The 15,061-nt window shown below is 69.0% G+C and carries 15 protein-coding genes; 5 read left to right on the top strand and 10 right to left on the bottom strand.

Going from position 1 to position 15,061, the window contains the following annotated elements; translation table 11 throughout:
- Positions 1-183: 183 nt before the first annotated feature.
- Complete coding sequence (locus ACFRMN_RS10000; protein WP_383016083.1) at positions 184-1,044, top strand: helix-turn-helix domain-containing protein; 861 nt, start codon at positions 184-186, stop codon at positions 1,042-1,044.
- Between the two features lie 6 nt (positions 1,045-1,050).
- Positions 1,051-1,836 carry an SAM-dependent methyltransferase gene (locus ACFRMN_RS10005; protein WP_383016086.1) on the top strand — a complete coding sequence of 262 codons (786 nt, stop codon included), beginning with the start codon at positions 1,051-1,053 and terminating at the stop codon, positions 1,834-1,836.
- On the opposite strand, the gene ACFRMN_RS10010 is transcribed toward ACFRMN_RS10005, so the two are convergent.
- From ACFRMN_RS10010 to ACFRMN_RS10035, 6 genes are all read right to left on the bottom strand, one after another.
- The gene (locus tag ACFRMN_RS10010) at positions 1,809-2,387 is read right to left on the bottom strand and encodes a molybdopterin-dependent oxidoreductase (RefSeq protein ID WP_383016089.1); all 579 of its coding nucleotides are present in this window, start codon (positions 2,385-2,387) and stop codon (positions 1,809-1,811) included. The genes ACFRMN_RS10005 and ACFRMN_RS10010 overlap by 28 nt on opposite strands.
- Positions 2,388-2,666: 279 nt before the next feature.
- Positions 2,667-4,097, bottom strand: coding sequence for a flotillin family protein (locus ACFRMN_RS10015; protein WP_383016092.1), 1,431 nt, complete (start codon positions 4,095-4,097; stop codon positions 2,667-2,669).
- 160 nt (positions 4,098-4,257) lie between these two features.
- Positions 4,258-4,773: a hypothetical protein gene (locus tag ACFRMN_RS10020; protein WP_383016548.1), complete on the bottom strand. Its 516-nt coding sequence runs from the start codon at positions 4,771-4,773 to the stop codon at positions 4,258-4,260.
- A 224-nt stretch (positions 4,774-4,997) separates the two neighbouring features.
- Positions 4,998-6,110: a PucR family transcriptional regulator gene (locus tag ACFRMN_RS10025; protein WP_383016551.1), complete on the bottom strand. Its 1,113-nt coding sequence runs from the start codon at positions 6,108-6,110 to the stop codon at positions 4,998-5,000.
- Between the two features lie 171 nt (positions 6,111-6,281).
- A complete protein-coding gene (locus ACFRMN_RS10030) occupies positions 6,282-7,100 on the bottom strand; it encodes an alpha/beta fold hydrolase (RefSeq protein ID WP_383016095.1) in 819 nt (272 codons plus the stop codon).
- Positions 7,101-7,151: 51 nt separating this feature from the next.
- Complete coding sequence (locus ACFRMN_RS10035) at positions 7,152-7,817, bottom strand: DUF4097 family beta strand repeat-containing protein (protein ID WP_383016098.1); 666 nt, start codon at positions 7,815-7,817, stop codon at positions 7,152-7,154.
- A 238-nt stretch (positions 7,818-8,055) separates the two neighbouring features.
- Between ACFRMN_RS10035 and ACFRMN_RS10040 the strand changes: the two genes are divergently transcribed.
- A complete protein-coding gene (locus ACFRMN_RS10040) occupies positions 8,056-8,811 on the top strand; it encodes a helix-turn-helix domain-containing protein (protein ID WP_383016101.1) in 756 nt (251 codons plus the stop codon).
- Positions 8,812-8,992: 181 nt separating this feature from the next.
- Here ACFRMN_RS10040 and ACFRMN_RS10045 read toward each other — a convergent pair whose 3' ends face one another.
- The 3 genes from ACFRMN_RS10045 to ACFRMN_RS10055 form a co-directional block, all read right to left on the bottom strand.
- Positions 8,993-10,216, bottom strand: coding sequence for a methyltransferase domain-containing protein (locus ACFRMN_RS10045; RefSeq protein WP_383016104.1), 1,224 nt, complete (start codon positions 10,214-10,216; stop codon positions 8,993-8,995).
- A gap of 580 nt (positions 10,217-10,796) precedes the next feature.
- Positions 10,797-10,997 (bottom strand): DUF397 domain-containing protein, encoded by a 201-nt coding sequence (locus ACFRMN_RS10050; RefSeq protein ID WP_356518161.1) that lies wholly within the window; start codon positions 10,995-10,997, stop codon positions 10,797-10,799.
- Between the two features lie 9 nt (positions 10,998-11,006).
- The gene (locus tag ACFRMN_RS10055; RefSeq protein WP_383016106.1) at positions 11,007-11,855 is read right to left on the bottom strand and encodes a helix-turn-helix domain-containing protein; all 849 of its coding nucleotides are present in this window, start codon (positions 11,853-11,855) and stop codon (positions 11,007-11,009) included.
- 248 nt (positions 11,856-12,103) lie between these two features.
- Here ACFRMN_RS10055 and ACFRMN_RS10060 point away from each other — a divergent pair, with 248 nt between their 5' ends.
- Together ACFRMN_RS10060 and ACFRMN_RS10065 are read left to right on the top strand one after the other, a co-directional pair.
- Complete coding sequence (locus ACFRMN_RS10060) at positions 12,104-12,598, top strand: ATP-binding protein (RefSeq protein ID WP_383016109.1); 495 nt, start codon at positions 12,104-12,106, stop codon at positions 12,596-12,598.
- Entirely contained in the window at positions 12,586-12,846 is a 261-nt protein-coding gene (locus ACFRMN_RS10065; RefSeq protein ID WP_383016111.1) for a hypothetical protein, read from the top strand. The genes ACFRMN_RS10060 and ACFRMN_RS10065 overlap by 13 nt, the downstream gene beginning before the upstream one ends.
- Positions 12,847-14,203: 1,357 nt before the next feature.
- On the opposite strand, the gene ACFRMN_RS10070 is transcribed toward ACFRMN_RS10065, so the two are convergent.
- A complete protein-coding gene (locus tag ACFRMN_RS10070) occupies positions 14,204-15,010 on the bottom strand; it encodes an aminoglycoside phosphotransferase (protein WP_383016114.1) in 807 nt (268 codons plus the stop codon).
- Positions 15,011-15,061 lie beyond the last annotated feature (51 nt).

The following is a 15,061-nucleotide window of genomic DNA, read 5'->3' on the forward strand; positions in this document are numbered from 1 at the left end:
TGCCGCGATTCGATGCTAACCGGCGGGCGCCATCCTCAGGACACCGGAAGGTATCCCCGTCGACGTCGCGGGTTCATCTTGCCGTCCGGCCGGAACCGTGGCGTCCATCCATGCCGATGCCCCCGTGTGCGTGTTCGGGTCGCTGTGGCAAACTGCCCGCATGCTGGTGGCTGGTGGTGGGGTGTGAGCGAACCTCGGTCTGCCCCGACAATCGGGCAACTCGTCCTGAGCAAACGGCTCCAGGGGTTGCGCGAGAGAGCGGGCCTCGGCCGCGACCAGGCCGCCAAAGTGCTGCATGTCGCCCCCGCGACGATTCGGCGCATGGAGATGGCCGAGGTCGCGCTCAAGGTCCCGTACGTACAGCTGCTGCTGCCCGCGTACGGCGTGACGGGCGACGAGGCCGCCGCCTTTCTCCAGCTGGTCGACGAGGCCAACAAGCCCGGCTGGTGGCAGCGCTTCCATGACGTTCTGCCGGAGTGGTTCGGCGGCCATGTCAGCCTGGAGGAAGCGGCCAAGACCATACGGTGCTACGAGCCGCATTTCGTGCCGGGACTCCTCCAGACCGAGGACTACGCGCGCGCGATACTGACCTACGGCGAGGTCGGCCGGAACGACCCGGCGCGCATAGAGCGCCATGTGGCGCTGCGTCTGGAGCGCCAGTCATTGCTGACCGGACCGGACGCCCCGGCCTTCTGGGTTGTCATGGACGAGACGGTTTTCCACCGCCCTGTCGGCTCGTCCGCCGTGATGCGCGCCCAGATCGACCGGCTGCTGGCCGCGACCGAGCTGCCGAATGTGACGCTTCAGATAGCCGAGTTCGCCGCCGGGCATCACCCCGGCACCTATAGCCCCTTCGTGCTGTTCCGCTTCGCCATACCCGAATTGCCCGATATGGTCATCGTCGAATATCTGACCGGCGCGCTCTATATCGACAACACCGGCGAGGTCGCGGAACACATGGAGGCGATGGACCGCATGGTGGCTCACGCGGAATCCGCGCGCCGCACCAAACAAATCCTCGCCGATTTCCGTAAGGAACTGTGAACCGAGATGACGGCAGGCACACCCAAGCCCCAGGTCGACACCAGCAAGCCCCACCCGGCGCGGGTGTACGACTACCTGCTGGGCGGTAAGGACAACTACCCGGTCGACCGGGAGATAGGGCACAAGCTGCCCGAGGACTCCCGGCGCGACTCCCGGCTGAACCGCGCGTTCATGCACCGCGCCGCGGCCTGGGTGGCGCAGAGCGGTATCGACCAGTACCTCGACATCGGTACGGGAATCCCGACCGAGCCGAACCTCCACCAGATCGTCCAGAAGATCGCGCCGACCTCACGCGTCGTCTACACGGACAACGACCCGATCGTGCTGCGTCACGCCGAGGCCCTGCTGATCAGCACGCCCGAGGGCGCCACCGACTACATCGAGGCGGATGTCCGCCGGCCGCACGAGATCCTTGAACACGCCCTTGGCTTCCTGGACTTCAGCAGGCCGGTCGCCCTGTCCCTCATCGCCCTGATGCACTTCATCCCGGACGAGGACGACCCGTACGGCATCACCCGCACCCTGGTGGACGCGCTGCCGTCCGGCAGTCTCTTCGTCTTCTCGCAGGGCACCGCCGACTTCCAGCCGCTGAAGGCGGGCGGGGTCACCAATACGTACGGCAAGGGCGGCATCGCGCTCCGGCTGCGCACACGGGCCGAGGTCCTGCGGTTCTTCGACGGGCTGGATCTGGTGGACCCGGGGCTGGTGACGGCCCCGGAGTGGTTCAAGGGGACACCGGCGCCCGAGGACGAGCAGAGCAACTTCTACGTGGGCGTGGCCCGGGTCCGCTGAGGCGGGACCGTGACCGCGGGCGGGACCGCGCACGCGCCCACCCACACGCTGGTGATCGCGCTGATGTAGCGCGCCCCGCAGCGGTCCGTGGGCACCACCAGCTGGCTGCCCGCCGACTCCAGGCTGCGCCCGTCCATGGTCGTGGCCAGCAGGATCGGTACGTTGCCGAAGTCGGCGTCGATCTCCGCCCAGGAGAGCACCGTATGGTGCCCGTCCCCGCCGGTGACGGCGAGCAGGAACCGGGACCTGTCCTTGCGCCGGCGGGGGTCGAAGACCGGCTTCGCGTCGTCTACCACCTCCCGGAGCAGCGGGCCCTCGAAGGTGTGGTGCCGCGGCCCGCTGGTGGCGCAGTCGAAGACCACCTCGGCGCGGTGCTGCTCCCAGCGCTCCCGCAGATCGGCGACGGTCAGCGAGACCGGGCACGCGACCTCTCCACGGAGAGCGAGAGACGTACGCGCCGGGGCGGCCGGGTCCGGCGATGCGGCCGGGTCCGGCGATGCGCTCGGCTCTGGCGATGCGGTCGTGCCCGGCGGAAGACAGGGTCGGCTCATCAGATTCCCCCTCGGGAGGTTCGCTGAGAGGTCCGCGTGGCGGCTGCACCCTGGTGATGCCCCGCCGACCCGCCGGGGAATCGCGGATACGAGCCGACAGTGCTTCTTTGCCTCGCCTTTGTGAGGCGATACCCGCGCATCGGCTAGCAAGCGCAAGGGCGGAGGGCGGGCAAGGGCAAGTGCGTACACGCTCACGCCGGTTGCCGGGCCGGGAACGCCGAGGGCCCGATCGGCTCCCCCGCCGCCGACCGGGCCCTGCTCGTGGTCAGGACAGACCGCTCAGTCCGTGACCTCGATCTGTCCGTTGACCTTGGCGCCGTCCGCCGCGCCCGCGCCGCCCGTCTTGCCCGCGGCGATGCCCTTCAGCAGCTCGGCCAGGTCAACTCCGGTGGTGGAGCTGAGCAGTTCGACGCCCTGCGCGACATTGTCCGCGACGGTACGCGCCAGCTGACCGGCACCGTCCGTCGAGATCACCGTCATCTTGTCCACCGCGCTCAGCGGCTCGGACGCCTTCGCGACGACCGACGGCAGCACCTCGACCAGCATCTGGAGGACGGCCGCGTCCCCGTACCGCGCGAACGCGTCCGCCTTCTTGTGCATCGCGTCCGCCTCCGCGGCACCCTTGGCGCCGATCGCGGCGGCCTCCGCCTCACCCTCGATCCGTACGGCGGCGGCGAGCGCGGCGCGGTGCGCCTTCTCGCCCTCACCGGTGAGCCGGGACCGCTCGGCGTCCGCCTCGGCCTGCTTGACCAGCGCGATCCGCCGGGCCTCGGCCTCCTGCTCGGCCTGGTACCGCGCGGCGTCCGCGGGCTTACGTACCTTGGTGTCCAGCTCGCGGTCGGTCAGCGCGGCCTGGCGCTGGGCGACCTTCTCCTGCTCCATGAGCACGTCCTGCTCGCGCGCCGCCTGCGCCAGCGGTCCCGCCGCCGCGGCGCGCGCCGCGGCCTCGTCCGTCTCGGCCTTGATCTCGGCCTGCTTCAGATAGAAGGTCCGCTGGGCGATCGCGATCTCTTCCTCCGCCTTGAGCCGTGCCTGCTCGGCGGCGCGGCGCGCCACCGCCTCGGCGATGTCGGCCTCCTGCTTGGCCCGCGCGGCCTCGGGCCGGCCCAGGTCCTCCAGATACGAGCCCTCGGTGGTGATGTCCTGGATCTGGAAGGCGTCCAGGACCAGGCCCTGCCCGGAAAGGCTCGCCTCCGCCTCCTCCGCGACCTGCCCGGCGAAGGCCGCGCGGTCGCGGATGATGTCCTCGACCGACATCCGGCCGACGATGGAGCGCAGCGCACCCGAGAGCACTTCCTGGGTGAAGCCGACGATGCCGCCCTGCTGCTGGAGGAAGCGCTGTGCCGCGGCCCGGATGGAGTCCTCGGTGCCGCCGACCTTGACGATGGCGACGCCTTCGAGGTTCGCCTTCACCCCGCGCAGGGTGACCGCGCCGCGCACGGCCACCGGAATGTGCCGGCTGGACAGGTCCAGCGTGAACTTCTGCTGTACGAACGGGACGACGAAGACGCCGCCGCCGACCACGACCTTCTGGCCGCTGGTGTCCATGGACACCCGGCCGGTGGTCGGATCGGTCGACTGCTTGCCGCGCCGGCCGGTGACGATGAACGCCTGGCTGGGCCCGGCGACCTTGTAGCGCGTGATGACGGCGAGTGCCAGCAGGACGACGAGTGCGACGACCCCCAGCACGGCGATGAGAAGTGGGCTCATGGTGCTCTCTCCCTTGCCTCCCGAAGGGACGGCAAATTAAGGCGATTGACGCGAGTTGGGATGATTCGATGGATTGGAGTTATCGGGGTGAATGGGGATGGATAGGGCGGCGCCGAGCAGGGTGGTGCCGGGCAGGCCGGTGCTGTCGGTGCCGGGCGGGTCAGCGCTGGACGGGACGCACCAGGACCGAGGTCGACGAAAGCGTCTCCTCCACCCAGATCTCGGCGCCGTTCTCCACGGGCTGCGCGCTCTTCGCGGAGTACTTCACCGGCTGGCCGCCGAGTCGCAGCAGTACCTCGCCGTAGCCGCCGGCCGGGATCGCGGTGACCACCGTGCCCGCCGAGCCCACGAGATCGTCGCCCCGCGGTGTGACGGCCGTCTGGTCACGCATCAACGCCTTGCTGAACTTCCAGGTCAGCCACCCGGCACCGAAACCGGCCGCCACCCCCGTGACGGCGGCCGGTCCCGTGCCGAGCTGCGTGGTACCCAGTACGATCGCGCCCCCGAAGCCCAGCATCGAGACAAACCCGGCGATCACCGGCAGCGAGAGCAGCCCGTCGAACAGTCCGTTCAGTACCCCGACCCCGTCGAAGAGCCCTTCGAGAATGCCGTCGAAGATCAGCGACAGGACGAGCAGCACGATCCCCGCGATGCCGAGACCGAGAAACAAGGTCATCGGATCCATCGGTTCCCCCCTCCCCCTCTGCCGCTGATTTCCGCGGCAGGGCCCCATGGTCCCATCTTTTTCCCCAACCGGACATTGCCGTTTTCCGGCAGTCTTAACGCGTTCTTAATGCCGACAGCCGCAGCTCTCCCCGGCCGGAAGGACTTCCGTCCGGAAGGTCTCCCGGTTCGAACGACTCCCGGCTCGAACGTCTTCCGGTTCGAACGTCCTCCGGTTCAGAAGGACTTCGCCGGCCAGTCCATGAGCCTGGCCCCGATCACGGCTGTTTGCAAGGTGTAGCGATGCACCGGATCGGCGGGGTCGGCGCCGGTGAGCTTATGGATTCTTTCCAGCCGGTATGTCAGGGCCCGCACGCTCAGCGAGAGCCGCCGCGCCGCCTCCGCCGCCACACAGCCCGCGTCGAAGTAGACGGTGAGGGTCTCGATGAGCGGCCGGGCGCCGCCGCGCGCCGCCTCCAGCGGACCGAGCGCGCTGAGGACGAGTTCCGTCATGGCCTGCCGGTCCCGGGTGAGGACCGGATAGACGAGCAGATCGGCGGCGTGCAGGACGGGACCGTCCAGGTCGAGCCGCCCGGCGAGGTCGAGTACGTTCAGCGCTTCCTCGTACGACTGCACCACCCCGCCCACCCCGGGCCGCGGCCGGCCGATGGCTACCCGGCCGCCGTCCGTGGCGGCGAACGCCTGCTTGGCGAAGTAGGTGAGGACTTCCCCCTGGTCGCCCGGCGCGATACAGACGAGCCGGCCCGCCTTCGTCGTGAGCAGCACGCTGCGATCGCCGAACCGTCCGATCAGCGCCTGCTCCACCGAGCGCGGAACGGCGTCCTCCTCGTCGTACGCGGCGGAGCCCTCCGCGACCGCCACGGCATGTTCGTACGAGAGCCGCAGCCCGAACCGCTCGGCCCGCTCGGCCAGCCGCCCCAGATCGCTGCGCCCGTACAGCAGGTCGTCGATGAACTCCCGTCGCGCGGCGACCTCCTGGCGTACGGCGAGCCGCTGCGCGCGTTCGTACCCCTCGGCGAACGCGTCCACGGCCTGCTCGATGGCGGCGAGCACGCTGTCGGCGGACCCGGACCCGGACCCGGACCCGGAGCCGGACCCGCCGCTGTCGCCGGTGCCGGGGGTCGCGGTGACGGGCCAGTGGACACGGGCCGCGGCGAGATGCGCGCCGACCAGGGCACGCAGCCCGAAACCGGCCTCGGCGGCGCGTTCCCCCATCTCCCGGCGGGCCAGCAGCTCGTCCCGGGTGAGCCGGCGGCCCGTCGGGGCGACCGCCGCCAGGATGCGGGCGTACCCGTCCAGATACTCGTCGGGTATCCCGTTCCCCGTCACGCCTGTCACGCCAGTCACGCCTGCCCCTGCCCTGGTCTCGCGATGTCTCGCGGTGTACGGATGTCGCGCGGTATACGGATGTCGCGCGTCCCCACCATGGTGCACGGGGGCGCGCGGACCGCCCGTCGCGCGCCCCGAGGAGCGTGTGCCGAGGGTGCGCAGGTCGTGTCGTCAGCGCCCCAGGGGGTCGAGGGCGGCGACCTCGCGTACGGCCTCGGCGATGGCCGGGAACTCCTTCTTGAGGATCGCCCCGTGATTGGCGGCGACCTTCGCGCCGATCCGGATATTCGGGTTGCGGGCGGTCACCGTACCGAGGCCGGCGCGTATACGTTCCTGCTCATCACCGCGGCTCCCGAAGGACGTTCCCGAAGCGACCACGTACCGCACCGGGACGGTGATGCTGTCCAGCACGGGGCCCAGCTCGCACTCGCGGGAGAGCCTGCCGAGCTCGATGTTGCTCTCCGCCTGCTGTGCGGCGGTCATCCGCGGGGCCAGGCCCGTCGGGCGCAGCAGCGGCATGAACCAGCGCATCCGCCGGAACAGCTTCCGGACGCGCTGCTCCATGGCCTCGTCGAGCCAGTCGGACGGGAACGCGCCGTCGACCAGGACCGCGCCCAGAGCGCGGTCCGGATTCCGGCCGGCCCAGTGCGCCCCGACGTTCGCCCCGTAGGACCAGCCCACCGCCAGCGCCCGGTTCACCCCCCTGGCCGCGAGGACGGCGTCGACGTCCCGGACGGCGGCCTCGAAGGAATAGTCCGCCGAACGCTTCGATCTCCTGCCGCGAGCACGCTCGTCGTAGGTGATGTGCCGCCACCCCGGGCCCAGTTCGGCGATGACCCGGCGCCAGTACCCCTGGGTGGCGAACTGGCCGTTGAGGTAGACCACGGGGATGCCGGGACCGCCGGTGTCGGTGACGGCCAGGGCCGTATCGTCGACCGGCACCATGCCGGTCCACTTCGAACCGGTCGAGGACGTGCTGTTCTTCGTCATGTGTTCCACCTGTTCGTGTGAGGCGTGGTCACGTTCTTCAGGGCGCGGGTTTCAGAGGCTGCGGGCGGTGATGTCGCCGTGGGAGGTGGTGGCGCGGATGTCGAGGCCGGCGGTGCCGTCGTTCTTGAGGGCGTTGCTGACACGGCCGTAGTCGGTGCCGGCGTCCAGGGCGGCCGAGACTCCGGCGGCGGCGCCGACCGAGATATCGCCGGACTGGGTGCGGAGCACGACCGTGCCGCGCACGGCCTCGGTGATCCGGATGTCGCCCCGTGCGGTACTGATCTCCGCGGGTCCGTTGAGCCGGCCGACCTCGACGTCGCCGTCGATCGCGGTGAGGCGGACGCTCGCTGCCTCGTCGATCTTGATCTGCCGGTACGCGCCGTCGAAGGCGATGTCGCCGAGGCGCCCGACGCCGCGGAGCTCGGCGCTGTCGGCCTTGGCCTCGACGCGGGAGCCGGCGGGCAGTTGGACGGTGACCTCCAGGGATCCGGAGGGGCCGAGGAGCTGGTTGCCGGGGTTCGAGGCCGTGATCCGCAGCACGCCGTCGGCGTGGACGACGGTGGTCTGTTCAGCGGTCTTGGCGTCGCGGCTCTTGGAGGAGTCGGCGGGCAGGACCTCGACGGTGGTGTCGGCGCGGTCCGCGGCGATGAACTGGACGCGTCCGGCGGGGATGTCCAGGACGACGGAGATCGGGGCGGGGGTGTGGAACTTCAGCATCGTGCTCTCCGGTGTTCGTTCGTGTTTTCTGACACCGGAAACGCTACGTTGCTTTCCAAGAACTGTGAATAGCGTTATTGCGTTGAAGTTGCATTCATGCAGGTGGGAGCCGCCAAAGTGTTGCAACGGTTTGAGTGGTAACGCAATGGTGATCCCTCTTGGCATTGCAATGAGTGAAGAGTGAACGCTATAGTCGGGGGATCATGGACCACCGCGAAGGATCACCGAGGAGATCGCGATGCCGGGAGGCAGACTCACCCAGCAGGAACGCGGGCAGATCGCGCTGGGGCTGGCCGACAGCCTCTCCTACGCCGAGATCGCCCGACGCCTCGACCGTCCGACCTCGACGGTCACGCGTGAGGTGATGCGCAACGGCGGCCCCACCGCCTACCGCGCCGACCTCGCCCACCGCGCCACCGAACGCCGCGCCCACCGGCGCAGGCCGGCCTCCTCCCGAGGGCCGGAGTCGGCCCCCCAGCCGCATGGACGCGACGCCGAGGTCATGGCCGAGTACGAGGAGACGTTCACCACCGTTCTCATGGCCTCGGGCCTGAACAAGATGTCGGCCCGGGTGCTGACCTGCCTGTTCACCACCGACGCGGGCAGCCTCACCGCGTCCGAACTCGCCCGGCGCCTCCAGGTCAGCCCGGCGTCCATCTCCAAGGCGATCGCCTTCCTGGAGAGCCAGAGCCTCGTCCGCCGCGAACGCGACGAACGCCGACGCGACCGCTATGTCGTCGACAACGAGCTCTTCTACCAGGCGACGATCGCCAGCGCCCGGTCCAACGACCAGCTCGTCGGAATCGCACGCCAAGGCGTCGCCATCCTCGGCCCCCACACCCAGGCCGCCGCCCGCCTGGAGAACATCGCGCGCTTTCTCGACTTCATCAGCGAGAGCATCACCCGCGCCGCCGAACAGGCCCGCGAAGTCCTCCACACCAAGCCCGGAACGACCTCGAACGACACCGTCCGACCGGGGCCGGACCACGGATAGGGCGGTGGACTCGCCGCGTCCTGTGTCGTCTCGGTTGTGAGTGCCATGAGGCGAAGTCGATCAACCTGGACAGACGCCGCCGCGCGCACATCCCGTCTACTTGCAGACGGGGCAGCTCACCTTCTTGCGCGCGCCGTCCTGGTGCTCGTAGACCCATCCCTTGCCGTGACAGGTGCCGCAGTCAGCCAAGGGAAGCTCCCACCGCCGGTGTCGTGCCCGATGTTTTGTCGAGGGTGTGAACGGCGGGTACGGCCGGGTCGTCCACCCACACGTACTGCCGCTGGGGGGTGACGGTGAAGCCGATACGGTCCAGCCCCGGGCGGCCCTGCCGGGTCCAGGCGCGGTGGACGGACTCGGCCTCGTCCCAGAGATCGCGCGGCCCGGTCTGCGTCAACCGGCCGCCGTCCTCGACGGTGGCACGGGAGACCCCGTCCGTCAGCAGCACGCTGCCGGAAGCGCCCGCCCAGGGCTCGTCGCCGACGAGGGAGGCGAGCAGGACCTGAAGGCCGGGGGCGGGGTGGAGAAGGGACTCGATGTCGGTGTCGGAGCCGGGGCCGGAGCCGGGGCGCGAGTCCAGGGTGCGGACGCGGGGGCGGGTGTCGGCGTTCTCTGTTTCCCGTCCGGTTTCCTGCCCGCTCGCCGCAGTGCCTTCGTGTGAACGGAGCGGCATGTACGAGCACTCCTCCCCGAACCGGCCGACGGCGGAGCCGTCGTCGTGGACGGTGAGGCGCAGGAGTCTGCCGACGGGCGGGTTGTACGGGAGGACGATGCGCCCGCCGGGACGGGTGCGCTCCACCCATGCGTACGGGATGTGCGTGACGCCGCAGGCGACATGCACGTGGTCGAACAGGCCACCGTCCGAGCCGGGGTCCGGACCGGGCAGTTCGGCGGCCGCGTTCCCGGTGACGACATTCGGGTGCAGGCCCGAGCGGGCCAGGTTCTCGGTGGCGGTCCGCGCCAGGCCGGGGTCGATCTCGACGGTGGTGACGAGGGCGTCGTCCCCGGTGAGGTACGCGCACAGGCCGGAGGTCCAGCCCGTACCGGTCCCGATGTCGAGCACCCGATCACCGGGCCGGGGCGCGAGGTGCCGTAACCCGGCGGTGACGAGGAGGGGACTGGAGGCGGCACAGGTCGGCGCGGTCGACGGAGCCGCCGCGTCGGCCGGGGTGAGCTCGGTCCGGCCGCCGTCGAGCTGAGTGACGATCACGGAGTCGGAGTACACGGCCCGCCACCAGCGATCCGGGTCACGGTGCTGATCGATCCAGTACCCGGAGGCGGCGGCGGGAGGGGTGCCCACGCCTTGGGGCACGGCCCAGGCCCGGGGCGGGATGAACTCGTGCCGGGGTACGTGGATCAACGCGTCGGCGAGGGTGTGGGGTTGGGGCGGAGTGGGCGGGGGCGGCATTGGGTTCGGATCCTCTCGGTCAGGGAGGGCACTGGGCTGGGGCGGTCACTGCGGTGGCGGGTCCCCGAAGATCCTTCGGAACAGCTCGGCTTCGTCGGGAATGGCCGGGGATGCGTCCGGACGCGCGTCGGCCGTGGGAACGAGCAGTGTCCCGCTCACGCCGAACAGGTCGATCAACATGGACAGCCGCTGCCGCGCATCACTGCCCGTCGTACGGCTGGGTGGTTTTGGTGGGGGTGACGGGGGTGGGGGTGGGGGTGGGGGTGGGGCCATGGTCTCGGTGCCCTTCTCCTCAGCGCGCGATGCGGGGGCAGAGTTGTCCCCCGCCCACGCGCCGGCATGACGAGCGGCGGGAGGGGGACAACCCTTCGGAACTCTCCCCAATGGGACGCGGGACGGGGAGAGTTGCGCCGGTCAGGGCGATGTCCTGCCGAGGGGACGACCCTGAATCGGCGACGCACAGCGACCGTAGCGTCACAGATGGGTGAGGCGCAACAGTGTTCCGTCCCAGAGTTGCGCCCATATATGCCAGACGCCCCTCACCGGCGAGAGGTGAGGGGCGTCTGGGTGCGGACGTTCGTCAGATCAGGTGATCGAACTCTCCGGCCTTGACGCCAAGGAGGAAGGCGCGCAGTTTCTCGGGGCTTGTCGTGACGACGGTGTCGGGGGTTTCGCTTTCGCGCATCTTGATCTGCCCGTCGACGCTGGCCAGTTCGACGCAGTTCGGATTGTTGTCACCCCCTGAGAAGGAGGATTTCTGCCATTCAATGTGGTTGGTCATGCCGCTCACTCACATTTCTTGTGCGATGCGTTGGATGAATTTGCTCGACTCGGCGGCGCTGAGTGAGATCGCCTCGACCGCCTCGATAAGCGCCCGGTACTTGACGAGTTGAGCCTCGGCGTCCAGATAGTGGGCGTCGAACGCGCTGTCAATCTGAACGGTGTCCAGTTGCGGTATCACGGCGCCCGCGTAGAGCATCGAGTGGACCGAGCAAGTGATCCGTGCATCGAAGGGGATGATGCGGATCGTCACGCTCGGCCAGAGCGAAACCTCATGCAGGAACTCCATCTGGGCCCGCATGACTTCGGCGGAGCAGTACCTCATGCGAAGTGCTGCCTCGTGGATGAGCGCCTCGAACTTCGGCGGGTTCGGGCGATCGAAGATCTCGCGACGCCTCATGCGATGCTCTACGCGTGCATTGACCTCGGAGGACTGGAAGCTGGTCACACCGCTTGTGATCAGCTCGCGAGCGTATTCGGCCGTCTGGAAAATTCCTGGCACATAGAGCATTTGAACGGCACGCATGTAGGTCGCATGGTGTTCCAGCTCCGACTGGTCCAGGAAGCCTGGCGGAAGAATTCCTCGGTAATCCTCCCACCATCCTTTTCCGCGCTCCTCCGCCATGCTTGCGAGCGCGTCGATGAGGTGCTTGTCCGTAGCCGAGCAGTGGGTGGCGATTCGGCGGACTCGCTCCGCGCTCACTCCGTACCGTCCCGACTCCAGGTGGCTGACCTGGGCCCGTTCGCCACCCAGGAAAGCTGCAACCGTGCTCCCGGACATGCCGGCTCGCTCCCGCAGCTTTCTCAACTCAGCGCCCAGTCGCTTCTGTCGGGCGGTCGGGTAAGCCCTTGGCGGCATGAACCTCTCCCTCTCTGGTCACAACGAGTGTGCCGTCCCACAGTGCCATGGGTCCACCCATATGAGTGCGACAACCGTCCCACTGTTGCGCCGTATCTATGTTGCGCCCTACGGTCCATGGTGCGACGCAGCGTGCCATCTGGCCCGAAGTGCAGTCACTTGCATGCCCGTTGAGCGGGCGCGAGCGGTCAAGGACACGGGCTGTCGCCCAAGCAGCGCTGCCACGTTCCGCGTTGGGAGATGACGACATGACCACGGTGACCGCCACCGCAACCCCCGTACCCCCGCCGCCCCAGGGCGCCGAGACCTACCGGCTGGCCCTGCCCAGTACGGCGACCGCGCCGAGGATCGCGCGTGACTTCGTCACGTCGCTCCTCGGGCTCAGCCGCCACGGCAACCTTGTCGATGACGCGCGCCTCTGTGTGACCGAGGTGGTTACCAACGCGCACCGGCACACCCGTACGCCCCTGATCCGCGTCCATGTGACGGTCAACCGCAAACAGGTCACCGTCTCCGTCGCCGACGACAAACCATGGGTGCTGCCCACACCCTCCGCACGCACCGGGCCCGCTGCTCTCGACGCAGCGGGCGAACAGGATTCGGGGCGTGGACTCGTCCTCGTGGAGAGTCTGGCTCTCGCGTGGGGGTCGACTGTCTACGGGGGATGCTCACCCAGTCACAAGACCGTCTGGTTCACGTTGTCCGAGGTCAAGGATGAGGTGGTCGGTCGATGGAACCCGTAACGGACCCTGCTCTGTGGGGTGTTGTGTCGATCGCGTTGAGTGCGATCGTGCTGGCGGTGGGGGTGCTCTACGCGGTGATGCCGAGCCCGGAGGGTGCTCTTCCGCCGGTGCCGCTCGACGCGGAGGAGGGGTTCACGTACACCTGCTATTGCTGCCCCGACCCGGTTCGGGTCACCATCCGTGCGCCGCAGGCGCACTTGGTGGGGCGTGCCCCTGGTGGTCGGCGTCAGGCCAGGACCGAGGGGTAGTCGGGGTGGGCCGGTGGGTTTGGTGTCGGGTGGGGGCCGCCCCTAGGTTTCAGTTTCGCGGTTCCGGGTCGGGCGTCAAGGGCGCTCCTGCGTCGCGTCGGCTGCGCCGATGACCTGCGGTCACCCTTGACCCCCGCCCCTCCACCGCAAGTGCTGCTTTGAGGGGGGGGGCGGCCCGGGGGAGGGGGCCCCGGAGGGGATCCGTGCATGGGGGCGGTCCGTTGCCGACCTCGGGTCGGTGGGTGGGGGCGCGGGAGTGGAGTGGGGCGGCCCGGCACCGGCTCAGCGGGCAGGCGTGGGTGGGTGGTTGAGACTCATGCCCCGCCGCCGGGGTCCGTTGTCGGCTGCACCTGTTGGCTGGGGCGGACGGGCCCGCCACCTGCCCCCTATGTCCCAGTTTGGAAGGGGCTTTGGGGAGTCCTCCGGCCGGTGATGCGTCCTGAGGTCGGTTAAGTCGTCCCCACGACACATCACCGCCCCTGACCGGCCCACTCGGCGCCTCACCAGTCACACCTGTCCCATCACCCACACACCCTCACCAGCGGGGCATGAGTCCCGGCCGCTTCCCGACCGTCAGTCGCTTTGCCGGGCCGGGCCGCCCCACTCCACTCCCGCGCAGCCCCGCAGGGCCCACCAACCAGCAGGCCGGGAACCGGCCCCAGGTGCAAGCGAGCCTCCCCGGGGACCCCTCCCCCGGTAGACCCTACACCCTGGGAGTTCAGAAAACACCAGGTCAGGGCATACAGAAGCCCCGCCCGGTTGGTGGCCGGACGGGGCTCGGTGAGGCTTGGAAGGGCGCCTAGCTGGAGATCGGCACCCGTACCCCGTGGATCACATCGGGACCGATGTCGAAGCCGTCTAGGGCCGCAGCAACCTCCAAGCGTCGCTGCCGTTGGGCCTCTTGTTCCGCGAGCCGTACTCGCTGAGCTTCGAGCGCCCTCTCATAGGCCACGACGAACGGCCGAATGAGTGGGGTGTCTTCGCCCAACAGCGGTGTGGGGTCCGCGTTGTACTCCGCGTACGGGCTGCGGGGCAGTGGCCCCGCTACGGGCGTTGTGGATGTCTCAACGGCGGTGGTTATCCGGGGGGCGCGGTGCCGACCGGGGCCCGGAGGGGTCCGGCGCTTGCCCTTCGCGGGCAGCACGGCGGCAAGGATGGATCGGAGGCACGCCTCAAGGGCGCGCGCGATAGAGTGGCGCACGGCGACAGAGCTCCCAAGGTGATGTCGTCTAGGCCCCGGGTAGTCGGAGTGTTACCAGCACTCTGCCGGGGCCGAATTTTTTGTTGTGGGGTAAACGCTAGCACCCCTGTCGGCCTGCCACGGGGGTATCAGGCCGACAGGGGCCATGACGGGACGCTAGGCGCGCCGTCGGTGTTCCGCCCAGCGCTGCGCCGCGCTGAGGATTCCGGTTGTCCACGGATCCGGGGCAGCGCCCGCGATTTCCTCCCACATGTTCGCAGTCGCCAGCGCGAAAGCTGTGACGGCTTCCGGCCCTGCTGCCTGCCATGCCGGAGTTCGCGCGGCCCACCTCTCCGCCGACTGGGGGTCGTGCTTGCCTGCCGCCATGAGCCACACGACCCAATAGGCAGCGTCCAGCCATGCCGCACCGCGTGAAGCCCATGCCCAGTCAACGAGATAGGCGGAGTGATCCACCATGACGTTCTCGTTGTTCAGGTCCGAGTGAACGAGGGAGTTGCCCGCGAAATGCGCCACGTCGGATGGCTTGGCCACGTAGGACGCAAGGCGCTGTTCCATGTGCCGCAACTCGATATCGGGGCAGACGACTTCCCCCAGTCGGCAGAGGAGGTCAGCCACCTTCGGAAGATCCGGGGATGCGGGCGAGTAGTCCGCGTGGTGGCCGTCCAGCGCTTCGAATCCCAAGAGCACCCATCCGGCTTCTTCCATCTGCCAGCGAAGGGCGGGCGCGATGCCGTGAAGGTACGGGCTGACCTCAGCTTCTCGGCGCTGCGTCCATACGCGCTTGTGATCGGATCTCAGACCCTTCACGAAAAGTGGCCCGCTACTGGTGAACACGCGCGCTGCAATTTCGCTGTTGAACCCCTGACTTACCGTCTCAGCCTTCACGATCTCTCCGGCGCGAGACTCGACGCCCGCCAACACGGCAGGCGGTAGATCATCGAATGACATTCGCTCAGTTGCCACGGTCCTCAGACTCTCATACGAAGCCCGTACGGGCCCCGCAGCGCGCGAACG

It is taken from the genome of Streptomyces sp. NPDC056835 (genome assembly GCF_042789485.1).
In the GTDB taxonomy this organism is placed as follows: domain Bacteria; phylum Actinomycetota; class Actinomycetes; order Streptomycetales; family Streptomycetaceae; genus Streptomyces.